Source organism: Sphingobacterium lactis (assembly GCF_011046555.1).
GTDB classification, from domain to species: Bacteria; Bacteroidota; Bacteroidia; order Sphingobacteriales; family Sphingobacteriaceae; genus Sphingobacterium; species Sphingobacterium lactis.
Genome location: NZ_CP049246.1, coordinates 850,014 through 870,977, shown reverse-complemented (window position 1 = coordinate 870,977; position 20,964 = coordinate 850,014). Strand labels below are relative to the sequence as shown.

14 protein-coding genes and 1 tRNA gene are annotated in these 20,964 nt (G+C 41.1%); 8 read left to right on the top strand and 7 right to left on the bottom strand.

Annotated elements, in window-relative coordinates; genetic code table 11:
- Positions 1–400 precede the first annotated feature (400 nt).
- On the top strand, positions 401–1,150 hold the full coding sequence (locus G6N79_RS03840; RefSeq protein WP_146060633.1) for a hypothetical protein: 750 nt from the start codon (positions 401–403) through the stop codon (positions 1,148–1,150).
- Between the two features lie 48 nt (positions 1,151–1,198).
- On the opposite strand, the gene G6N79_RS03835 is transcribed toward G6N79_RS03840, so the two are convergent.
- From G6N79_RS03835 to G6N79_RS03825, 3 genes are all read right to left on the bottom strand, one after another.
- Positions 1,199–1,462 (bottom strand): hypothetical protein, encoded by a 264-nt coding sequence (locus G6N79_RS03835; RefSeq protein ID WP_103906660.1) that lies wholly within the window; start codon positions 1,460–1,462, stop codon positions 1,199–1,201.
- A gap of 178 nt (positions 1,463–1,640) precedes the next feature.
- Complete coding sequence (locus G6N79_RS03830) at positions 1,641–2,513, bottom strand: DUF4435 domain-containing protein (RefSeq protein WP_103906659.1); 873 nt, start codon at positions 2,511–2,513, stop codon at positions 1,641–1,643.
- Entirely contained in the window at positions 2,506–3,870 is a 1,365-nt protein-coding gene (locus G6N79_RS03825; protein ID WP_103906658.1) for an AAA family ATPase, read from the bottom strand. The genes G6N79_RS03830 and G6N79_RS03825 overlap by 8 nt, the downstream gene beginning before the upstream one ends.
- An 838-nt stretch (positions 3,871–4,708) precedes the next feature.
- Between G6N79_RS03825 and G6N79_RS03820 the strand changes: the two genes are divergently transcribed.
- Together G6N79_RS03820 and G6N79_RS03815 are read left to right on the top strand one after the other, a co-directional pair.
- Positions 4,709–5,470, top strand: a complete 762-nt coding sequence (locus tag G6N79_RS03820; RefSeq protein ID WP_146060632.1) for a tetratricopeptide repeat protein — start codon at positions 4,709–4,711, stop codon at positions 5,468–5,470.
- 17 nt (positions 5,471–5,487) lie between these two features.
- Positions 5,488–7,644: a TonB-dependent receptor gene (locus G6N79_RS03815; RefSeq protein ID WP_103906656.1), complete on the top strand. Its 2,157-nt coding sequence runs from the start codon at positions 5,488–5,490 to the stop codon at positions 7,642–7,644.
- A gap of 107 nt (positions 7,645–7,751) precedes the next feature.
- On the opposite strand, the gene G6N79_RS03810 is transcribed toward G6N79_RS03815, so the two are convergent.
- The 4 genes from G6N79_RS03810 to G6N79_RS03795 all read right to left on the bottom strand — a co-directional run bounded on the left by G6N79_RS03810 (position 7,752) and on the right by G6N79_RS03795 (position 12,631).
- Positions 7,752–8,453 (bottom strand): LytR/AlgR family response regulator transcription factor, encoded by a 702-nt coding sequence (locus tag G6N79_RS03810; RefSeq protein WP_103906655.1) that lies wholly within the window; start codon positions 8,451–8,453, stop codon positions 7,752–7,754.
- Between the two features lie 421 nt (positions 8,454–8,874).
- Positions 8,875–10,404, bottom strand: coding sequence for an NAD(P)H-dependent oxidoreductase (locus tag G6N79_RS03805; protein ID WP_103906654.1), 1,530 nt, complete (start codon positions 10,402–10,404; stop codon positions 8,875–8,877).
- Between the two features lie 382 nt (positions 10,405–10,786).
- Positions 10,787–10,859: transfer RNA gene (locus G6N79_RS03800), tRNA-Lys, on the bottom strand.
- Positions 10,860–11,068: 209 nt separating this feature from the next.
- The gene (locus G6N79_RS03795) at positions 11,069–12,631 is read right to left on the bottom strand and encodes a calcineurin-like phosphoesterase C-terminal domain-containing protein (protein ID WP_103906653.1); all 1,563 of its coding nucleotides are present in this window, start codon (positions 12,629–12,631) and stop codon (positions 11,069–11,071) included.
- Positions 12,632–12,889: 258 nt separating this feature from the next.
- Here G6N79_RS03795 and G6N79_RS03790 point away from each other — a divergent pair, with 258 nt between their 5' ends.
- The 5 genes from G6N79_RS03790 to G6N79_RS03770 are packed head-to-tail and all read left to right on the top strand — an operon-like array spanning position 12,890 to position 20,953.
- Entirely contained in the window at positions 12,890–14,050 is a 1,161-nt protein-coding gene (locus G6N79_RS03790) for a Pycsar system effector family protein (protein ID WP_103906652.1), read from the top strand.
- Between the two features lies 1 nt (position 14,051).
- Positions 14,052–14,927, top strand: coding sequence for an SdiA-regulated domain-containing protein (locus G6N79_RS03785; RefSeq protein WP_103906651.1), 876 nt, complete (start codon positions 14,052–14,054; stop codon positions 14,925–14,927).
- On the top strand, positions 14,927–16,006 hold the full coding sequence (locus G6N79_RS03780; protein WP_103906650.1) for a metallophosphoesterase: 1,080 nt from the start codon (positions 14,927–14,929) through the stop codon (positions 16,004–16,006). The genes G6N79_RS03785 and G6N79_RS03780 overlap by 1 nt, the downstream gene beginning before the upstream one ends.
- A 24-nt stretch (positions 16,007–16,030) precedes the next feature.
- Positions 16,031–18,373 carry a hypothetical protein gene (locus G6N79_RS03775; RefSeq protein WP_103906649.1) on the top strand — a complete coding sequence of 781 codons (2,343 nt, stop codon included), beginning with the start codon at positions 16,031–16,033 and terminating at the stop codon, positions 18,371–18,373.
- Between the two features lie 12 nt (positions 18,374–18,385).
- Positions 18,386–20,953: a BamA/TamA family outer membrane protein gene (locus tag G6N79_RS03770; RefSeq protein WP_103906648.1), complete on the top strand. Its 2,568-nt coding sequence runs from the start codon at positions 18,386–18,388 to the stop codon at positions 20,951–20,953.
- Positions 20,954–20,964 lie beyond the last annotated feature (11 nt).

Below are 20,964 nucleotides of genomic sequence, written 5' to 3'. Positions count from 1 at the left end.
TGAAACATCTTTTATCCATTATTTTATTTATGTACATTATCTTTAGGATATTCACAGTCCAAATTTTTTACATACAAAATTTCTAATTTAACAACTAAAAATGTTGAAGGTGATTTTTCTCGTCTTACTCAAAACCAGTTTTTAAATAAAACTATTAAAATTGAGAAATTTGGGGATCATGTGACTTTATTTTTACCAGGTCAAACTTTCCATTTAAAAAGGGATTATCGCTATAAGGATCACTATTCATTTTATATAAATAGAAATGATAAATTTAGTGATATTGTTATTTATGTGATAGGTCTCGACAATGGAAATGGCAGGATAAATGTCTATTTTCAAGAAATTTATCACTTGTCAGAATTGGGTTTTGGAGAAAACGCTTATCAAATAAAATTATTTGCTCATCAAATTAAATAGCCCTTTTGTTTTGAATAATAAAAATTTTCACTCTTTAATACATGCTTTTTGTACATCTGAACAAAGTATTCTGCCTGCCAAGGATATGGATTTATCAAAATATAATCTTTACAAAATTGAACGCGATGCACTTCATTACAATCTAACCCTTGATGAAACGATCTTAAAAGCAAAATCTGTTTACTCGTTGCAGTACCCTAATGCCAGTGATTCGGAATTTATTGATTGGTTCATTGCAAATTTCAAGCATACTTGGTTAACGGAGTTTTGTTCGTACGAAGTTAGGGATCGAAATGATCGTGTTCATGAGGCTTACTTGAATATTCTGGAAACCATTTATCGTACACAGTCTTGGATGAAAGAAGAAAAGTTATGTACTAAAGTTGACGTTATGTGGGAAGAAAGGGGAGGTAACTACAATCTATTACATCAGACAATCACATTATTCTGTGATATTGTTTTAGCTTGTAATCAAAGGTGTGAATACTATATAAGTTATAATCTTGATTATAGATGTGAGGAAATGATTGGTAAATTTTTCACAAATACTTTATTAAGGAGGATCTATGAGTTTACAATGAATGATTTAGAACCTTATTTGAACCTTAATTCCCTTATAGTTGATGAGTCAGATAATTTTATAGAAGCATTGAAGGAATCACGTGATGATGATTTTGTAATGGCATCCATAGTGCCGAACTCTAAAATTAATAGTGGCTGTTTTCTATAATTCAGCCACTATTCAAAATTATCTATTATGGATGTTCTGTCGAATAAATTAGAATGTTAAATGTAATCCAATATTTTCTACCCAAACATTAACATTTTCAATGACTAGATCACTTGGTCTACCCTTATCCATATAGTACCATTTATTTTCAAGTCTCATGTAAAGTCCCACTGCTAGAAATGTGAAATTTACCTTTGTTACCAACACTACATGAATATCATTATTTGCTTCTGGAAGTCTTTCATTTGTTTTACCCAATTCATATTTTTTAAAGATTTTTTGGTTTTTTATTTTTTGAATATAGATAAACAATTCGATATTTTAAGTTTGGAAACGGAAATTTTAAAAGTGTTTTAGGAGCATGTTTTGAAGTCCAATCTTTTAAATAAAAATGATGCTAATCAAGTTAAAAAGCTTGTCTGAGAAAGGGTGCAAAAACAGATAAGTCTACCCTCTTTAATTCATTAGACACCTTTATGATTGGTTAATCTTAACCAGTATTATTTAAGTTTCTAAAATTAATTACTTCTAATTTTATATCGTTAAATATTCTAGGGTTGAATTCTTTTGAAAGTGAATATATAAATGTTTCATCACTATTTGCATTAATTAATTTCTTTGATATCAATCTTTGCTTTATAATAGACAATAAATATTTGCCTGGAATATTATTTAGGCATGCTTCAAGGGTATTAAAGTGATTTTGAATCAATTTCTTATGCTTATTTATAGATATTCTGCCATCTCTAGATTTTAAGGATGTTTCTATTTGCTTTATATAATTTTTTATATGGTTACCCTTGTAATAAGGTGAAGTTGTGTTTTCATCAAAATCTCTGTGAACGATTATTTTTAAATACTCATCGTTCAATTTAAATTTTCGAACTACCACAAAGTAAATTGACATTTCTTTTAAAAATTCAGTCGTTTCAAATAATAATTTTTTATAATCGAAAATTGCTTCAATCTCTTTGTCTTTGAATTTAGGCTGTTTAATTCTTATAATCTCAAATATTGATTCTTTTTGAATTAGATAATTTTCTATACTATATTTTTTAAGATAAAAAATGTTAGGGTAATTACATTTAGTTTCAAGAATTCCATCAAAATCCTGGTCGACAAAATAAATTTTATCTTTATTAGCTACTGTCTTTTTTGCAGCTTCTATTACGTTTTCCTTTCCTCCTAACGGAAATATTTTTTCAAATTTAACTTGAGAGAATACATTTTTAAAAATGTTGAAATACATATGTTCACTTTCAATGTCCTCTACAAAAAAATCAACCTCATTAAATTGCTTATACATGAGGTCTTGCCCCATAAGAAAGGTCTGGGACAACTCTGGGAAACCAAATTTATTCATTATAAGGAAGTAACACTATTGTTTTATCACGTTTTCTATTTGCCAGTATTGGGGAATGCGTTGCCAAAATAACCTGTACGCCAGTTGGTTTTATTTGATCTAAATATGATAAAAAATCCTCCTGCCATTTAATGTGTAATGAAAGTTCTGGTTCATCAATAATGAAAACTTTTCCGTCACCACTATTAAATGCTATATACGAAAACAGAATTAATATCTGTTGTTCTCCTGAAGACAAATTTCTTATATCTCTAAAATCACCAATAAAATTTTGGTTTTTATCTAAACTTTTATACGCTATGATTGACGTTTCCTCTTTAAAGATTAATTTTTTTGAGGAATCTTTAAAGAAGAAATTTATTGTTGTTAAAAAGTCATCTATTTTCTTTTTAGCGGATTTAGATTGTTTTTCAAATTTTTCAAATGCAGTCAATAATTTTTTTATTTTTGTATATTGATTTGCATTTAATCCGTATAATAATTCAACTCTAGGGTCAGTTGGTGTGTTTATATATTTTAATGTAATTTCTCTTAGATTATTAAAATAATCTTTTACAATTCGTAAATCTTCACTCTTTAATTCAATATTAGCATATTCTGCAAAATATTCATTCACTCTTTTTTGAGCTTTATCTATTTGACCTATATCTAATTTTTGTTTAATTCCAGTTCCGAAAGAATCCAAATTAATATTGTCTGAAAATGTTGATAACATCAAATGATTTTTTAAATCATTTGTTAAATTTAATATCGAGTTTTTTGAAATTCTATATTCTTCATTAATAAGATTCTTAGCCCTATCAATAGGTGTTAAAGTTTTATTTATTCTTTTTGAATTTATATTAGGACGTATATTTTCATCAAAATAAATCGTATCTGCTTCCTCTGCATATAAATGTCTATCTAGGCCAATTATCGTTGGTCTCGGAAAGTTCTTAATAAGTTCCCAAGTTTTTACTTCATTATCATCAGGCCTTAACCCAGTATAACTATCAAATGCTTTATCAAAAAGATCTTGATTATTTGTTATCGATTCAAAACTATATTTTCTTCTTACAACTAATGGAGGAAATTTTTCTCCTTTAGAATTAATTACACTATATGTAAATGTTGATTTTAAATGTTTACAGGTGATTGTATATTCAATATCTTTAAAAGTTAACTTTAATGTTACCGATTTAAACTTCGTTACACATAAGTGAGAAATCGATGGCTGAATTAACCAATTTATTAAATTTAAAATGCTAGTTTTCCCTGCTCCATTTATTCCGACAAGAAGAGTTGTATCATTAAAAAAATCTAATTTTTTATCAATATAACCATGAAGACCTTTAATATTTATAGAACTTATGAACATAATTAATTTATTTTGGAAACAAGGGATTCCGTTTTGGAATTACCGCCATTAATATACGGCAAACCAAGCTATAAATAAAACGGTTTCCCGTATTTTAATTATAGAGCTTCATTGTTATTAATATTTATTACCTAGGCAATCACTTCTACATTTACATTCCTAAATTATTTTATTTTGATAAACACTCCAGCTTTTAAAGCATTGCTTGCCTACTAATCAATTAAGCTTCGATATTGTCATTATTTTCGTTATTCCCACCAATTATTCCATTATCAAAATTATCTTCTACAGTTTCCGTATAACTCATTTAATCGTCATTGCTGACTTTTTAAACTAATCCAAGTTCAACTCGCAATCGGCCAGCTATTATGAGCTTGTCCAGCAAGGGGGGGCATGGAAATTTTCAAGGAGTATAAATCTAAATGATGACATCCAAATATTTATGTTCATATTAATAAGTAAGAAGAAATCAAGTATTTTTTCGGATTTTCCTAATAGTAGGAAAGAAATAATTAATAAAATTATATACGACTGGAGTTAACAGAATTTGAAAAAATAGCTCAACCCCACTAACTCTTCTCTTACCGAAGAAGAAGTAAGCCCGTATTATATCACCAGATAATAACCTCCTTAATACCCTGTCTTTCCATTACCCCCAAATAATTTCATCGAGTGAAACACAAAAGATATATAGGTCAAACTGGAGTTGGTCGATATTCTTTTGTTTCAAATTAAGCATGCTATAAATTGAAGGTGTATAACTAATTAATCTATAAATCATACAGATCAGAAGTTATCCAAAACAGCATCTTTTAGTAAAACTTAAAAACCACATTTTATGAAATCAAACATATTGATATGTTTCTTCTGCCTATTATTGATGATGCAGAAAACTGAAGCTAAAGTCTTTGACAGTGTTTCGGATTCCATTTTAAACAACATACAAGGCAAGATCTACAATGCCTTTGTCTCTGATATTTCAAAGCAAACTTCTACGCTAGACAAGCTCAAGGACCAATTAACGGAAATTGACAAAGGCAATCAAAACCGGACCGTAATGTATTGGAGGTCCTATCTACAATTCTATAGCACTATTTTGCATTCGCAAACCGGAAAAAAAGATCAAGCTAAGGCGGAAGTTGAGTTAGGCATGGACATTCTAAATAATCTATCCAATAAATCGAGTGAGGAATTCACCCTTTTGGCTAGGCTCGAAAGTATTGCCCTGCAATTTGCAGGAATGCATATGATGTCGCTATCCAAAAGTATGAACGACAATATTCAGCGGGCATTGCAACTTGATAAAAATAATTTAAGGGCAAATTTTGTGTTTGGCGCTATCGATTATTACACACCTCCCGCTTTTGGAGGAGGAAAAAAAGCAGAGCAATATTTACTATATGCAATAGAACTTCCGAACCAAAAAGACCAAAGAAAATATGAACCTACTTGGGGGAAAGATGAGGCTTATGAGATGCTCATTAACCTCTATTTGAAGAACGGGGAAAAGGATAAGGCGAAAAAATATTTTGAAGAAGCTTCCAAAAATTATTCAAGGAACTATCAACTAATGGCTTTAAAGGAGAAAGTAATGGAGTAAATTCTACGCTTAAATCCATGAAACATTTACTCACCTGCGTTTTCATATTGCTATTTCTCCATGCTTATACACAGACGACTATAAGGGGAACCATAATTGAAAAAGATGGCAGCCCCGTTTATTTAGCAACTGTACAACTAAAAAACAATTCGGAAATATCAACAGCAAGCGATCAGCAGGGAAAGTTCAGTATTCAGGTCGATGACATTCAAGATACGTTAGTTTTTTCAAATATTGGGTTTGATACGCAAATCTTACCTATAGCCGAAATGGATATTCATTCGGACACTAAAATTACTTTGAAAAAGTCTTCGATGACATTGGAAGAAGTTGTCATTAGGGCAGAGGATCCGATTTCAAGTCGTTTTTCCGTCTCCAAGATAGAAAAGTTTGATATTTATCTGAATCCCCTTTCCCAAGGTGATCCCCTTAAGGCGATTACAATTTTACCAAGTTCAACCACGACGGATGAATCTGCTTTACCATCGTTGAGAGGAAGTTCAAGCAATAGAACATCAGTCCGTTTAAATGGTGTTCCGTTGGTGAATCCAGTCAGAGCACAGAATGTAAATAGCCAAGGGTTCTTCAGTCTGTTCAATCCAGAAATTATTGACAGACAATATGTGTATGCAAGCAATCCTCCTTTAATCTATGGAAATGCGAGTTCAGGAGTAGTGGATATCCATACAAATAAGCCCCCTGTAATGGATCAGATTCAGGTGTCGACTAGTTTAGCGAATATTGGAATGCTCGTGACAAAAAACATCGATAAGGGCAATGGGTTGATACAGGCCTATTCAAATTTTCAATTTTCTGGTCTTTTTACAGGTATTCAACCAAGTTCATTTAAAAATATCAAGGACTTTTCGAATCGGGATGTAGGGGTAAGTTACACTCATAAACTAGGACGGAAAGTTGAGCTGAAATCTTACAATTATTTTATCAATGAAAACTTTAATGGTTTATTCAATGAAAACAATTATTACGGTCCTTTGCGTTCAAAAAATAACCGATTTTTTTCAGTGAACAGTCTTGTTTATTATACTACCGGAGGGGTTTTTATGTTGAATATTGGTTACGATATCTCAAATTCGCAGTTCACGTTTGGAAATCTATCGTCTGATAATAATGGGACAAATTTATTTTCTTCAATGAACTATAAAAAATTTATAGGGCAAAGGCTGGAACTGCAAGCCGGCGCAGACTATAGTGTAAATAAAGGCTCATTCAATGATCGTGTTCCAGTTTATTATTATGCGATATCTCCGTCTTCACCTAGTAAGTTTTCCAATACTGATGTAATGAATAAAAACCTTGAAACATATTTATTCATGAATTGGAAGTTAGACAATACCTTATCGGTATATGCTGGAGGAAGGAAAAATTTCCCCACGAATAATCAAGAAAACTATATTAGCTATCAAATGGGCATCAATTATAAACCTTCAAGATATCATAGTTTTATCTTGGGAGGAGGAAAATATCATAATTATGCTATTCCAACGACCTACTCCCTTTCATTCGATTTAATGAAAAGTAATCAGGTATCGATAGATTATCAGTTTAAAAACGCAGATTTATTAATCAAGGGCGCATTATACTATAAAAACGAAATTGGCGATCGTCATGTCCTGCAATTAAACGATATAACATTAAATAAGCTCAAAACTTTTGGTGCAGAACTATACTTTGAAAAAGTATTTTTTGAGTATTTCAAATATTCATTATCGAATTCATTTATTGATCAAAAATTTTATATCCAAGACCGATCTTATAACGGTCCAAGCCATTTAAAATACTTTGTTAAGACATTTGTACAATACAATAACCCATCCCTCTTCTCAGCTTCTCTAACCTATTTAGGGCGTCCAGGAACTTTTGTGAATTCGATAGATAGAGCGGTGTACAATGAAGATCTGGATATATATTTTCCAATTCTTAACAGCACTTATTTTAATAAACAATTGCCCACATATAATAGATTCGATGTTTCTTTTTCTAAGTTCTTCAGATTAAAAACCATTTCGTTAGCTGCATTTATTTCCATGAACAATGTTCTTAATACGAAGAATGCTATGCGCCCTAATTACAGTCGGGATTATAGCAGCTTTAGCTACGAACATTATCAATATAGAACGCTATATTTTGGTGCTGTTTGGTATTTAAGGAGTTAGAAAAACATGAATCTTCGACTGTAAAACATTAGTTTTCTTAGGTTCAACTCATACCCACTGGTAATAACGATTATCCATGGAGACTCCAAAAAGGAGAAAAACAGAAATTATTCATTCAATCCTAATCTTTTGTAGAGCTCGGATTTATACTGTCCTCCTATGGGAATATCTTTTATGCTTCCTCTCATTTTTATTACATTCCCCTCCACTCTTTTCGCAAAATCCAAATTTACAATAAAGGACTTATGGACCCTAACGAACTGCCTTGCCGATACCAACGCACTCTCCATGTCAATTAATTTCTTCCATAGATTATACCTTTTTTCTTTGGTCTCAAGCCATACATAATCCTTATCTGCTTTTATATAATACAATTCATCATAGGGGGTAATAATAATAATCGACCGATCTTTGATGATCAAATGATTTGTAGTTTGATTAATTCCTTTTTCGGAGTCGATAAAAATCAACGCTTTTTCAATTGCTTTTAATAGTCGATCAGAACCAAAGGGCTTAATGACATAATCGACAACGTTCAATTCGAAGCTTTCAACAGCGTAGTATGGATTGCCCGTAACAAAAACAAAGAAAGGTGGACTCCTAAAACTTTTTAATAATGTAATCCCATCCATATCGGGCATCAGAATTTCACAAAAGACCAGGTTGACTTCACCTTTCTTTATTACCTTCATCGCATCTATTGCATTGTCGTAAACACCAAGGATTTCTACACCTGGAATCTTATTCAATGTTGACACGAGCATCTCCTGCGTCAATTCATCATCATCTATTACAATACATTTAATCATCCAAATTATTATTTATAGTTGAATTGATAGAAAAGCACCATAGTCTGGGTGCCATAAAAAATGCATCATCTCGCCAACAATATGCGAATACCTATCCCCAGAAAAACAACCCTCTTTTCATAAGCAATGGTTTGTATAATCAATTATAATCTTGAAAATCAAACACATCTAAAGCAGACTAAATATAACAAAGAAAATTATTTAATTATCAATATTTATAAGCGTCTTTTAACATTAAATATTTATATATTATGCAATCCGATAACACTGGGCCAATTATGAAATTTGATGATAAACAATAAAAAGGTGTGGCAGGAAGGAACAAGAAACAATAGGGGAAATTATGCTTGCGTATTTATCTTCGAGGACTTTCGCTCAATGCGCAGAACGGTGTCTTAATAATATTTCAAAATTTGAAACTTTATAAAAGATTAAAAAAGGGCACTAAAGTATACCAAAGGATATACATAAGCGCAATGCCCATAATGCCATCAATACGAGCAGGTTTTTCTGCTTTATTGATGTATTGGTAAAGTAAATATAACAACCAGGCACCGTGCAAAAAGGCTATATAAATAATATCCGAATAAATCCTATCCAACAGCACATCCTTCTTCAAAAGCAGGACAGAACTCATGGACAACAAGACGGAAAGCCCCGCCAAATAGGTCGCCCTCACCTTTCCAAGCCTAACCACCAAGGTTCCTTTTCCAGCAGCTCGGTCGGCATCATGATCAGGTATTCCAGCCATTATAATCGCCGGAACAATGGAAAAGAACAAGGGAATACCAACCACCCAAGAATAAATATTATTCAATGCTCCACCCTGATAAACAAAACCACAGATAATAACGGCAAAACTATGCGTAAATCCCACCACTATCTCGCCCCAGCCATTGTAGGAAAAACGTAACGGCGCGGCTGTATAAGAAACCGCAATCAAAAATAAGAGGACAGTAACCAACAAAACATGCATAACGGAGGCAATAGCGAACATGCCCATGAACACACAGAGAACCGCCAATACTACCAACAGATATTTCAAGGAATTGGTATAAGCTTTTTCACTCAACACACCATCGACCAATACCCTTGATCCCCCAGAAAATGTACTGAAATGCTTATTCAACCGATCGCTTTCTCGATCTAAATAATCGTTACTGAAAACCGTGATCACCTCGATCAAAAATAAAACAAGATATCCCAATATGAAAATCCAAGGGTTAAAAGTCCCTGCTAGTTCTGCAAATAAAAAGGCACCAATAGCATAGGCAAAGAAGGTCATGGGATAGAATTGCAATCGAATCGCCTTGATCCAGGGCATGATCTGCTCCATCAACTTTTCCCAAGGAGTAAGTACGCCATTTTCAAGCGATTTTCCTTGATGATAGACCTTAGTAAGCCACTCCTCCTTCCTTTCATCAGAAGAATGCTTTACCGGACTGATCAGCATGCTCCTTACAGGACTCACACCACAGAATTTTAAGGTAGCATTTTCTAACGATCTTCTCGAAGGTGCTCCATTAATCAAACGGTCTATCAATACAGGCGTATCCATGGTAATGATCAACTGGGCAGTTTTTGGGCGGAGCAATTTTTTAAAGGCATCCGGCTGAATCTCGTAAAAGGCAAATCCAGGAACAAATACTCGATCGATAAAACCCTTTAATAAAGCAGGCATATTTCCCCACCAGGTCGGATAGACAAAAACAAGATGATCCGCCCATTTGATCAATCGCTTGGCCTCCTTGATATCCTCCTCTTCAAATTGGTCCTGCGGGAAAGGAATCTGAACATGCAAATCGAAGTGAAGGTCAGCCACATGTAGGAATTCCACATGCGCCCTAGCTGCCTTTGCCCCTGCCACATAGGATTCGGCCAAGGCCGCATTATAGCTGTCTTTACGGGGATGCCCCAAAATAACCAAAACCTTGATGCTTGCTTCCTTCATACCTGCTCTTTTAGAAAGAACAAGCAAGCCCAACAACTGTTTAATCGAAATACAATTCTTCCGCCAATCGTTTGATTTTAGGTATATATTCGAGATATAAGTTGGGGAGCTATTAAAACTCTATCGCCTGTTTTCATACCAGTCTCATTTTATTAAAGATAAAAACTTTAAAGACTAAATTTCTTGGGCATGTTTGCTAATTTGTTAGTAACAACAATGCTCTGAAGCATCACGAGAGGCATTTATTTGACGATTTTAGGAATTACTTTTAAAGGTTTAAGTGAACGAAAGACAAGATTTAGGCATGGCGCCATAGGTCTAAATACTAAATACTCACTACTAAATACTAAAAAAGCAACTCTTATGGAGTTGCTTTTTTCTGTGACCCCGCTGAGGCTCGAACTCAGGACCCACAGATTAAGAGTCTGTTGCTCTACCAACTGAGCTACGAAGTCGTATGATGAGTCAAAGGTACAAGACCTGCCAAAAAAATCAAATAAATTCTAATAATTTTTGCGGATTTCTGACATTTCAACCAGACGAATTCCCGTCTATGTTGATTCCTATTTCCAAACACCTCAATTCAGGCCATCACCATACCCCTTTCAACAACAAAGCCCTAACAAGTTTCCTCGTTAAGGCTTATTTATAAAAATTCCAATTTTTATTCTACGACTTCGATTTCCTTTGTGGCGGTATGTACTCTACCGAACATATCCGTTGCTTCGATCTGGATGCTGTGTTTGCCGGCTTTCAGTTTTGGCAACTTCAAGCGCCACAGGTGTTCGGATTTTGTTGCGTCGCTTGGTCTTCTGCCGGCCACCAACTGATCGGCACCGTCGTATACCAATAGATCGCGGACATACGCAGGATCTTCAGCAACTACGCGCATCATTTCCTTCCAATCCTTATTGTCAATTTTATAACGCACCTTGTCATTTGCCGAACCCAGGAAGAAGTTAGCATAGACGTGGTATCTTCCTGCATATTTCGCCTTGATTACCGAAGGACCGAAAACACCGATGCTGTAATTGTCTTCCTTACCTGCTACCTTATAATCGAATTTATAAGTGTTCCCATCGATATCCAGGATGGCATAACCCTTTGGTGTTCCGTCGCGCATGGTTGAGGCCGGAACATTCTGGGCATTCATCTGTCCGGAATACCAGTCCCCGGATGTTGTTCCCACGTTGTATTCATGGAACGGCTTGCTGCCTTTCCAGCCATGCTTATCCGTATAAAGGTTCTGCTGTTGGTAGTGTGTATGTGCCGATAGCGCCAAAGTATTTGGGTATTCCGCTAGCAGATCGAAAATGCGCTGTCTGTCGGCATCACGGAAGGACTTATTATTATCCGGATTCAACGGGATATGGAAAGCAAGCACGACCAACTTATCCTTAGGCACGAATTTCAGGTTGTTCTCCAAGAAGTCCAATTGCTCCTTGCGCAACCCACCTTGGTAGCCTTCTCCAGTTTCTGGATGCGGATACATGATGTTGTCCAGGATGATAAAGTGCGCATTTCCCACATTGAACGCATAGTTCGCTGGGCCAAAAGAACGCTCGAAGCCTTCATCCGCAAGCGAATCCTGCTGCACATCGTAGTTCATGTCGTGGTTCCCCATCACATTGAACCATGGCAAGCCCATTTGTCCAACGGTCTGCTTGTATCCTGGATGTAGGGAAAGGTCATCACCGACCAAGTCTCCCAAACTGATTCCGAACAAAGGACCTTTCTTATTCTTGGCCTCATCGACGATTCCCCTTTTGAAGAATTCCAGTTCTTCAGGCGTATAAGCTTGTGGATCACCAAATACGAAAGCGGAAAATTTGGTCTGCTCTTCGGCAGGTTTCAATCCAAAGTCAATGGCTTTAGGTAGCGGTCCTGTTGGCTCCACGCCGGCGTATTTCAACTTTGGCGAACCATTCGGTTTATGGATATAGTAAAATTTGGGGTGATTGTCCTGATCTACGGGCAATGCATACCCCGAAGGTTTTACCACAAAAATAATGTTGTCATTCTTTACGGGCAGTTCATAGCGACCGCTTTTATCGGTCTGCACCACGTCGTAACCGTTACTAACGGATACGCCCTGAATCCCCATTTCTTTACGGTCTTGGCGACCATTGCCATTGGCATCGACATAAACGGTACCCTTGGCGAGCTCTTGCCCCATGGCTGTGCCGGTCAAAAGACAGGCAAGAAGGGACCAGTATAAATTTTTCATGTGTTTAGAAGTTAATTACGGCAAACTTAGGTCTTACGGTTTAATAGGATGTTAAGTCAATGTTAAGTTAAGATTTTCAAGCTAATATTTCGCATGTTACCTGAAATCGAGTTTTCCATAATCCTGATTTCCTAACGTTTAGATAATCGAATTACGTGTCAGAACATTGATTTGCCCGCAGGATGTCATTTTACACGGCCAATATCCTAGGTATGAATATTGTAACTATTTTTGCATCTAGCGCAAAATTAAACGCCAATGGATTACGGTTCACTACTTGTCAAGATACAGACACACCTTTCCGCACAAAGCGGAAACAACGGCCAATCGTACTGTTTTCACAACGCCCTGCATACGCGGGATGTTGTCAAAGCCACGGAGGAAATGTCCCGGCACTATAAACTGAGTGACGAGGATCATTTCATCGTGCTCACGGCGGCTTATTTCCACGACCTGGGTTATCTTTCCGGCGGGGCCACGGATCACGAACAGCGCAGTGCTGACGCTGCAACCCAATTCCTGCGGGATAACGGCGTCTCGGTGGAAGTCATTGAAAAAGTGGAAGGTTGCATCCTTTCCACGCGCATGCCCCAATCACCGCGGAACCTATTGGAGAAGATCCTCTGCGATGCGGATCTGTTCCATTTGGGCAAGGCGACCTTTGAGGAACGCAACAAGCTAATGCTCCAGGAAGCAGAGAAGGTACAGGGGGTGAAGATCGACAAAAGCACCTGGCGGATGTTGACCATCAGCCTGCTGGAAAAGCACAAATACCATACGGATTATGCGCAGGAGCACCTCGAGGAGGGCAAACAGGTCAATCTCGATGCCTTGAAGAAGAAACAGAAGAAGAGCCAGGCAAAGGTAGAGGCAACATCGGAAAAATCGCGGAAGCCCGAGCGTGGTATCGAGACCATGTTCCGGATCACCTCAGCCAACAGCCAGCGGCTCAGCGATATGGCCGACAACAAGTCCAACATCCTGTTGACGGTTAACTCCATTATCCTATCGGTCATTGTGGCAGTCCTGCTAAAGGCGCTGGACAGTAACCCACACCTGATCATCCCGACCTGCCTGTTGATGATGGGCTCCGTGACGACGATGGTCTTGGCCATCCTAGCGACAATCCCCAAAATACCGGACGGTTATTTCAAACCGGAGGACGTGGAGCAGAAATCCGTCAATTTACTTTTCTTCGGAAACTTTTATAAAACGAAATTCAACGACTACCAAGGCGCCATGAACAAAGCCATGGACGATAAGGACTTCCTGTACGGCATGTTGACCAAGGACGTCTATTCGCAGGGTGTGGTCCTGGGCCGGAAATATAGGCTCCTACGCTATGCCTACGGAGTATTCATGTTCGGTTTGGTCCTATCCATTGCCGCTTTTGTCGTGGCCATTATCCTTTCAAAATAACATGGGAATAAAAACAATCTTCGGCATGTACCTGCTATCGGTATTAGCAGGATGCCAACCAAATACAGGAAATTCGGCTTCGAGAGCCGACAGTGCAGAAATGACGCAGGACACCCTGGGCCAGGAGCTGCTGGCGGACAAGACCTTTATCCTGGACCGCCAGTTGGACGAGATCTCCGGACATACTTTTCTTGCTGTGAAACCGGAATTGCTGTATGCCGTTCAGGACGAACTGGGGGCCGTATTTACCTACAACCTCAACGATGGAACTACCGAATCGGCTTATAAATTTGCGGGTTCCGGCGACTATGAGGACATTACCACCGATGGCACTAATTTTTACGTGCTGCGCAGTGATGGGACCATCTTCAGTTTCCCGACCAGCCTGGACGCACCCAAGGATCAGGTAGTTACCACCAAAGGATTACTCGGCAAAGGCGAGTACGAATCCATGGCCTACGATCCGACCAGCAAGAACATCTATGTGCTCTGCAAGGAATGCAAGCAGGACAAGGGAAATCCAGCGGTATCGGGGTACATCCTGAATATTGGTACCAACGGCACGTTGACCCTGCAACAGGAATTTAAATTGGACCTGAACAAGGTCGGCGAAATGGCGGGCAAAACCATGAAATCCATGCGCCCATCGGCTATTACTAAGCGGGGCAACAACCAATGGTTCGTGCTTTCCGCGGTGGATAACCTTTTGATTATCCTCAATGAGCAATGGGTTCCCCAACGGGTGATACGCTTCGGAAAGAAACAGTTCGAACAACCTGAGGGAATTGCCTTTGATGCACAGGATCGCCTGTTTATCAGCAGTGAGAAAAATAAAGGTGAAAACGCCGTAGTCTATCAATTTAACACCATTCGCTAATGCGCCACTTCGTACTGATCTATTTTCTCTTTCTTAGTGTCTGCACCTTTGGACAGGAGGTCGAGAGGCGCCTTATCCTTTTCGGAGATGCTGGTGAGACCAATTCGAAACAGACCTTCCTGATCGACAAGGCGAACCACCTGCAGCTACCGGGCAAGACAACGGTCTTCTACATGGGCGACAACATCTACCCGTCGGGCATGGGACTTACCCCACCCGAGAGCGAGGAGACTGCAGCCATTCTGCGTTCGCAATTCGAAGGCTTCCGCAAGGAAGATGTCCCCGTGTATTTCCTGGCGGGCAACCACGATTGGGACCATACCGGCGAGGAAGGCTTGGCGAAAGTACAGGCCCAGGAGGCTTACCTGAAGAGCTTCAACGACCCCGGATTGCAGTTTGTTCCACAGGCAGGTACATTGGGACCATTCCGCATCGCCATTTCCGAACATGTCCTGGCACTGGTGTACGACAGCGAATACTGGCTGTTCCCACACCATCCGGAGAGCATCGCGGAGGAGCAAGATAAATTTATGACCACATTGGCCGAACTGGCCAACCAAAATAAGGACAAGGCCCTGTTGTTGATTTCGCACCACCCCATGGCCTCCTTTGGCGACCACAACCTGCGGTTCGGTTGGCGCGACCATCTCTTTCCGTTGACCAAGCTGTGGCGACCGCTGTACGTGCCGCTTCCAGGTTTGGGATCCCTGTATCCGATCTTCCGGAAAACAGCCTTCAAATCGCCGGAGGACCTACCGCATCCGCAGTATCAGGATTTGATTCAGCGCATAGAACAAGCAGTCAGCGAACATCCGCGCGTGGTATTCCTCGCGGGTCACGACCATGGCTTGCAGTATATCTTGAAAGGGAAGAACCGCCAGATCGTTAGTGGCTCCGGTGCCAAAACGTCTTCCATCCGCAAGAACAAGAACCTGAAGTACCGCTACGAAAAGCAAGGCTTTGCCGTGCTGGACTGCCTGGACAACAACGATCTTAAATTAACCTTCTATATCGACAGCCCAAAGGATTCCCTGACGAAATCCTTTGAGACCGTGCTCGATTTCGAGAATACAAAATAATCAGTACCAAATCCAAACCAACCTATGTTGCAAGAAGTCGTAAATATCGATAATGACATCCAGCAGAACGGCATGTTCCAGGAGCGGTTATCGCTATGGCCATTTCTAAATTATGTGGAGCGCACCATTGCCCATGAAGGCACGGATATGCTGCTGCCCAAGTTGGCAGAAGCGCACATTCGTTCGTCCATCGCAGCAAACGGAGACCTCCAACAGGACAATGTCGCTGCCTTTGCGCCTGTGTTCGAGATGATCTATCACCTCGCCAAAGGCGTCCCGACAGACAAGAAGGTCAAATGGGCGCTAGGCTACCCGATTCCGGACCGCGTTTTCTTCGGAACGGAGGACTTCTATGAACTGGTACGCACCGATTTTGACCGTGTCACCACCGAACAGGGACATCGCGTATTCAACATCGAATTCCTGAACAAACAGATATTCCTGCTCCTGCTGGAGCGTTTTTACGATATGCCTCCATTGGGGGCCAAACGGCGCTACGTCAAGAGGGAATCGACCTTCAGCAAGTACTACGAACTGCTGATCGACTTCACCTTCGTGGATGTGCAGACCACCGCAGACCTGCCGATCCTCGACCTCTCCTCCATCAAGGAAAAAGAGAACATCGAATACAGTGATATCGAACCGATTTTGGACCTGTTCGACCTGTCGAAATTCACCTTTTCGGGGTTCAGCATCCTGACTTTTGTGGATTGCCACCAGGAATATGTGACGGAGAGTCTACAGAGCCTCATCAATAACCTGAATATATTCAAGGGGCAGGACGGCTTAATAAAGATCAACGAGATCCTGACCAATATTGCGTACTTTCAAGGTATCAAGACTTCGTTTTATCCGATCCTGAAGCTGAACGATGCGCCGATCCTTTCGCCGGACTTGGCCAAGGACAGTCTTCTGCTGGCAGACGATTTCTTTTACCAGCATTATATCAATCAGGGTGAGCTTTACCAGTATCTGGAAAAACCGCACATCCTTTCCTACGGCGTGGAGGATGGTCTGGAAACAGCGAGCACCAACCTCATCAAGAGCCTGGTGAAAACGGGTGTTTCTAGCTATGTCTGCTTTCCGTTGGTTCATAACGATACTTTTGTCGGCATCTTTGAAGTGTACAGCAAAACCGGTGTGCAGCTCACCCGCAATATGCTCATCCAGATCCAGACCTTCTATCCCCTCTTGGCGCAATTGGCCAATGAGATTGTATCGGGCTTCCGGAACGAGCTGAACAACATTATCCTGCACCGCTATACGGCCTTACAACCGGCCGTGGAATGGAAGTTTAACCAGGTGGCTGCGCAATACCTTGGCGAGGTGCTGTACAATTATCAACAGCCCGAATTGGAAAAAATAGCATTCAAAGAGGTCTATCCTTTCTATGCTGCCGTGGATGTGAAGGACTCCAGCTACCTGCGCAACAAATCCTATCGGGAAGATATCCAGGTCCGGATGAATTACATCCGCAACCTGATGGAAGAAGCGCAGCGGACGACCCAATTGGAGGAAGAGGAAGGCTTCGTGAAACGTTTTGACGAAGTCTACGAGTGGTCCACGGGCAACAACCTCGACCATTACCTGTTGGATATACTGGCCTTCTTCCAGGAAGACGTACCGCAATTCCTGGATCGCATGGAAGGGAAATACCCCGAGGCACACAGCTTCCTGCGCAATTGTCGGAAGAACCTGCAGTACAGCTACAAGGAGTTCAACTCCAGCAACGAGTCCTTCGAGCAGTCCCTCAAAAAGCTCAACCAGCTGATCGTGAAGAACATGCAGGAGTTCAATGCGGAGATCCAGCAGATCTTTCCATCCTATTTTGAGACCTTCCGTACGGATGGCGTGGAATATGACCTGTACGTGGGGCAGTCGATCTCCCCCGTAACGCCTTTTGACCTGCGCATCCTGAAGCAGATACGGGTTTTGCAGATCATCAACATCGCCAAGATCGGTGCCATGACGCATGCCCTGCGCAGCAAGCTGCCCATCCCATTGCAAACGACCCAGTTGATCTTTATCCACCCGAACCCCATCGATATCAGCTTCCGTGAGGATGAGCGCCGTTTCGATGTGGAAGGTTCCTACAACATCCGGTATCAGATCATCAAGAAACGGATCGATAAGGCACACCTGAAGGACAGTACCGAACGCTTGGTACAACCGGGCACCATTGCGATTGTCTACAGCAGGAATCAGGTGGCGCGCGAGCTGCGGACCTGCCTGCAAGAGGTCATCAAATTGAATTATATTGAACCTGAATACGAAGAACTGGAGTTGGAGAACCTCCAGGGGGTAAGTGATCTGAAAGCCATTCGGGTAAAAATAAAATTGAACGAAACCAATACCATTAACCCTTAAAACTCGTAATCCATGCGAAAAAATCTACCTAAGATTCTAAGTGGCTTACTGCTATTTATCGCGGCACAGGCTTCCGGACAGACACCGGACAGTACCGTTGCCGTCATTGCCCCAGAATACGACCAAGTCGGGCCGATCCACCGGTTCTGGCTCGGCGACAGCTACCGTGTGCTTTATAACACGCCGGTGAAGATGCGTACCATGGACCTCGCCACGGAGAAAGGCGGGCTATCCATCGTAAAGCTCGGAGGCGGTATGCAGACCCAATCCTTACGCTTGAAGGACAGCACAGGGACGGAATGGGTCTTGCGGTCCATCCAGAAGTTTCCGGAGCGCAGCCTCCCGGAAAGCCTGCGCAAGACCATTGCTAAGGATATCGTGCAGGACCAGATTTCCATTGCACATCCGTTCGGAGCACTTACCGTACCCACATTCAACCGTGCCTTGGATATCCCACACGCCGCGCCGGAGCTCGTCTTCGTCGGCGATGACCCCTTATTCGGTGAGTATAGACCGATCTTCAAGAATCGCCCCTATATGTTCGAGGCACGCATGCCGTTCGAAAATGAAAAGACCGATAACTCCGCCAAGGTGATCCAGAAACTCCTGGAAGATAACGATACCAAGGTCGATCAGCGCATTACCCTTCGGGCACGCCTGTTGGACTTTGTGCTCGGCGACTGGGACCGCCATGAGGATAACTGGCGCTGGGATCCCGAAAAAGAAAAAGGCAAAAAGATCTACACACCTGTTCCGCGCGATCGCGATAAGGTGTACTATAAAACCTCGGGTGTATTTCCCGTCCTGCTTTCCATGCAGTGGCTAAAGGCACATCTACAGCCCTTCAGTCCACACATCCGGAATGTGTCCCATTGGAATTTCAATGCCCGCCATTTCGACCGCTTTTTCCTGAACCGCATCGGTAAGTCCGTTTGGGAGGAGGAAATTGCCTATGTGCAGCAGACCCTCACCGATTCCCTCATCCATCAGGCCATGTTGCAGATGCCAGATACCATCGTGAAACTGAGTGCGCCGGAACTGGAAACCAATATCCGCTCCCGCCGAGATGAACTCGGCACGACGGCGATGGAATACTTTCAGTCCCTCGCCAAGTATGTGGATATCCCTCTTTCCGAGAAACGTGAGTTCATTGAGGTTGATTTCGAAGAAGATGGAAGCATAACCGTAGATGTCCACAACAAGAAAAAGGACGGTACGGAGGGTGCACGCCTATTGAAACGTCGCTTCGATCCATTGGAGACGGAAGAGATCCGCATCTATGGACTTGCAGGCGAAGATGAATACAAGCTGAAGGGCGCCGGAAAATCACCCATCAAGGTGCGATTAATCGGCGGAAAAGGTCACGACCAATTTACCGCGACTGACGCTTTCAGCAACAACAGAAAGGTACATGTCTACGATAGCAAAGTCGACACCAGCAATACGTTCGCCAACCTCAAAAATATCCGCTACCATCTGAAGAACGATACTGCCGTACACCAATACCAGTACGACAACTTTGTATACGACCGGAAGGGTGTTTTAGTCAACCTGAACTACGGGATAGACCGTGGTTTCATTATGGGGTTGGGCTATATCATCGAGAACCAAGGGTTCCGTAAGTCCCCATACGCCTATCGGCATGAAATCCTGGCCAGTTACCTGACCGGCAGGCAGTCCTTTATGTTCGAATACAAGGGAAACATGAAAAAGATCTGGGGCGAACAGGACTTGGCGATCCATTTGCGCGCATTGGGACCGTTCAACCAGAGCAATTTCTTTGGGTATGGCAACAATACCGAATTTGAGAATAGCGACGACCGCGAGATTTCCTACTTCCGGAATCGCTATGACAACATCAATGCAGATGCCTTCCTGGAATATCCCCTATCAAAAAATGCGAAGCTATTCTATGGATCGAGCTCGGAATTTTACACCAGCCGCGCCAAAGATAACACCGACCATTTCTTCCACACCTTCAACCATACGCATGCCGGGGAGGATATCTTTTCCTCCAAATTCTTTACCGGTGCAGCTGTCGGAATCGATGTGGATAAGCGGGACAATATGGCCAATGCTAAGCGAGGTTATCGGTTGTATAGCCGTTGGGATTGGAAGGCCGAAATAGCAGGCCAGGGACGCAATTACGCCGCTACGGAAAGTGCGGTCAGTTTTTATAAAACCGTATTCAATGACTACCTGACCCTTGCGAACAGAACCGGCGTCCAGGCCGTATGGGGCGACCCGTACTTCTACCAGCACGCGATGATTGGTGGCGAAACAAGCCTCCGTGGGTTCAACTCCCAACGTTTCACGGGAAAAACAGCGGTGTACAACAACTTGGATGCGCGCATCAAGCTGTTCAGCTTCAGTTCTTACCTCGTGCCGGGTACGGTAGGTGCCATTGCCTTCTACGATGTCGGCCGCGTGTGGATGCCGAATGAAAGCTCCAACACCTGGCACAATGGCGTCGGCGGAGGATTGTATTTTATCCCTGGCGACCTGATGGTGATCCAGGCAACCGTGGGCGTCAGCAAGGAAGCGGTTCTGCCGTATATCCGTGTGGGGCTCTCCTTTTAATGAAGAATTAT

Bases quoted from the DNA above. Each gene is read 5' to 3' on its own strand.
- G6N79_RS03830 (WP_103906659.1), bottom strand. From the start codon at position 2,513: ATGAATAAATTTGGTTTCCCAGAGTTGTCCCAGACCTTTCTTATGGGG.
- G6N79_RS03825 (WP_103906658.1), bottom strand. From the start codon at position 3,870: ATGTTCATAAGTTCTATAAATATTAAAGGTCTTCATGGTTATATTGAT.
- G6N79_RS03820 (WP_146060632.1), top strand. From the start codon at position 4,709: ATGAAATCAAACATATTGATATGTTTCTTCTGCCTATTATTGATGATG.
- G6N79_RS03815 (WP_103906656.1), top strand. From the start codon at position 5,488: ATGAAACATTTACTCACCTGCGTTTTCATATTGCTATTTCTCCATGCT.
- G6N79_RS03810 (WP_103906655.1), bottom strand. From the start codon at position 8,453: ATGATTAAATGTATTGTAATAGATGATGATGAATTGACGCAGGAGATG.
- G6N79_RS03805 (WP_103906654.1), bottom strand. From the start codon at position 10,404: ATGAAGGAAGCAAGCATCAAGGTTTTGGTTATTTTGGGGCATCCCCGT.
- G6N79_RS03795 (WP_103906653.1), bottom strand. From the start codon at position 12,631: ATGAAAAATTTATACTGGTCCCTTCTTGCCTGTCTTTTGACCGGCACA.
- G6N79_RS03790 (WP_103906652.1), top strand. From the start codon at position 12,890: ATGGATTACGGTTCACTACTTGTCAAGATACAGACACACCTTTCCGCA.
- G6N79_RS03785 (WP_103906651.1), top strand. From the start codon at position 14,052: ATGGGAATAAAAACAATCTTCGGCATGTACCTGCTATCGGTATTAGCA.
- G6N79_RS03780 (WP_103906650.1), top strand. From the start codon at position 14,927: ATGCGCCACTTCGTACTGATCTATTTTCTCTTTCTTAGTGTCTGCACC.
- G6N79_RS03775 (WP_103906649.1), top strand. From the start codon at position 16,031: ATGTTGCAAGAAGTCGTAAATATCGATAATGACATCCAGCAGAACGGC.
- G6N79_RS03770 (WP_103906648.1), top strand. From the start codon at position 18,386: ATGCGAAAAAATCTACCTAAGATTCTAAGTGGCTTACTGCTATTTATC.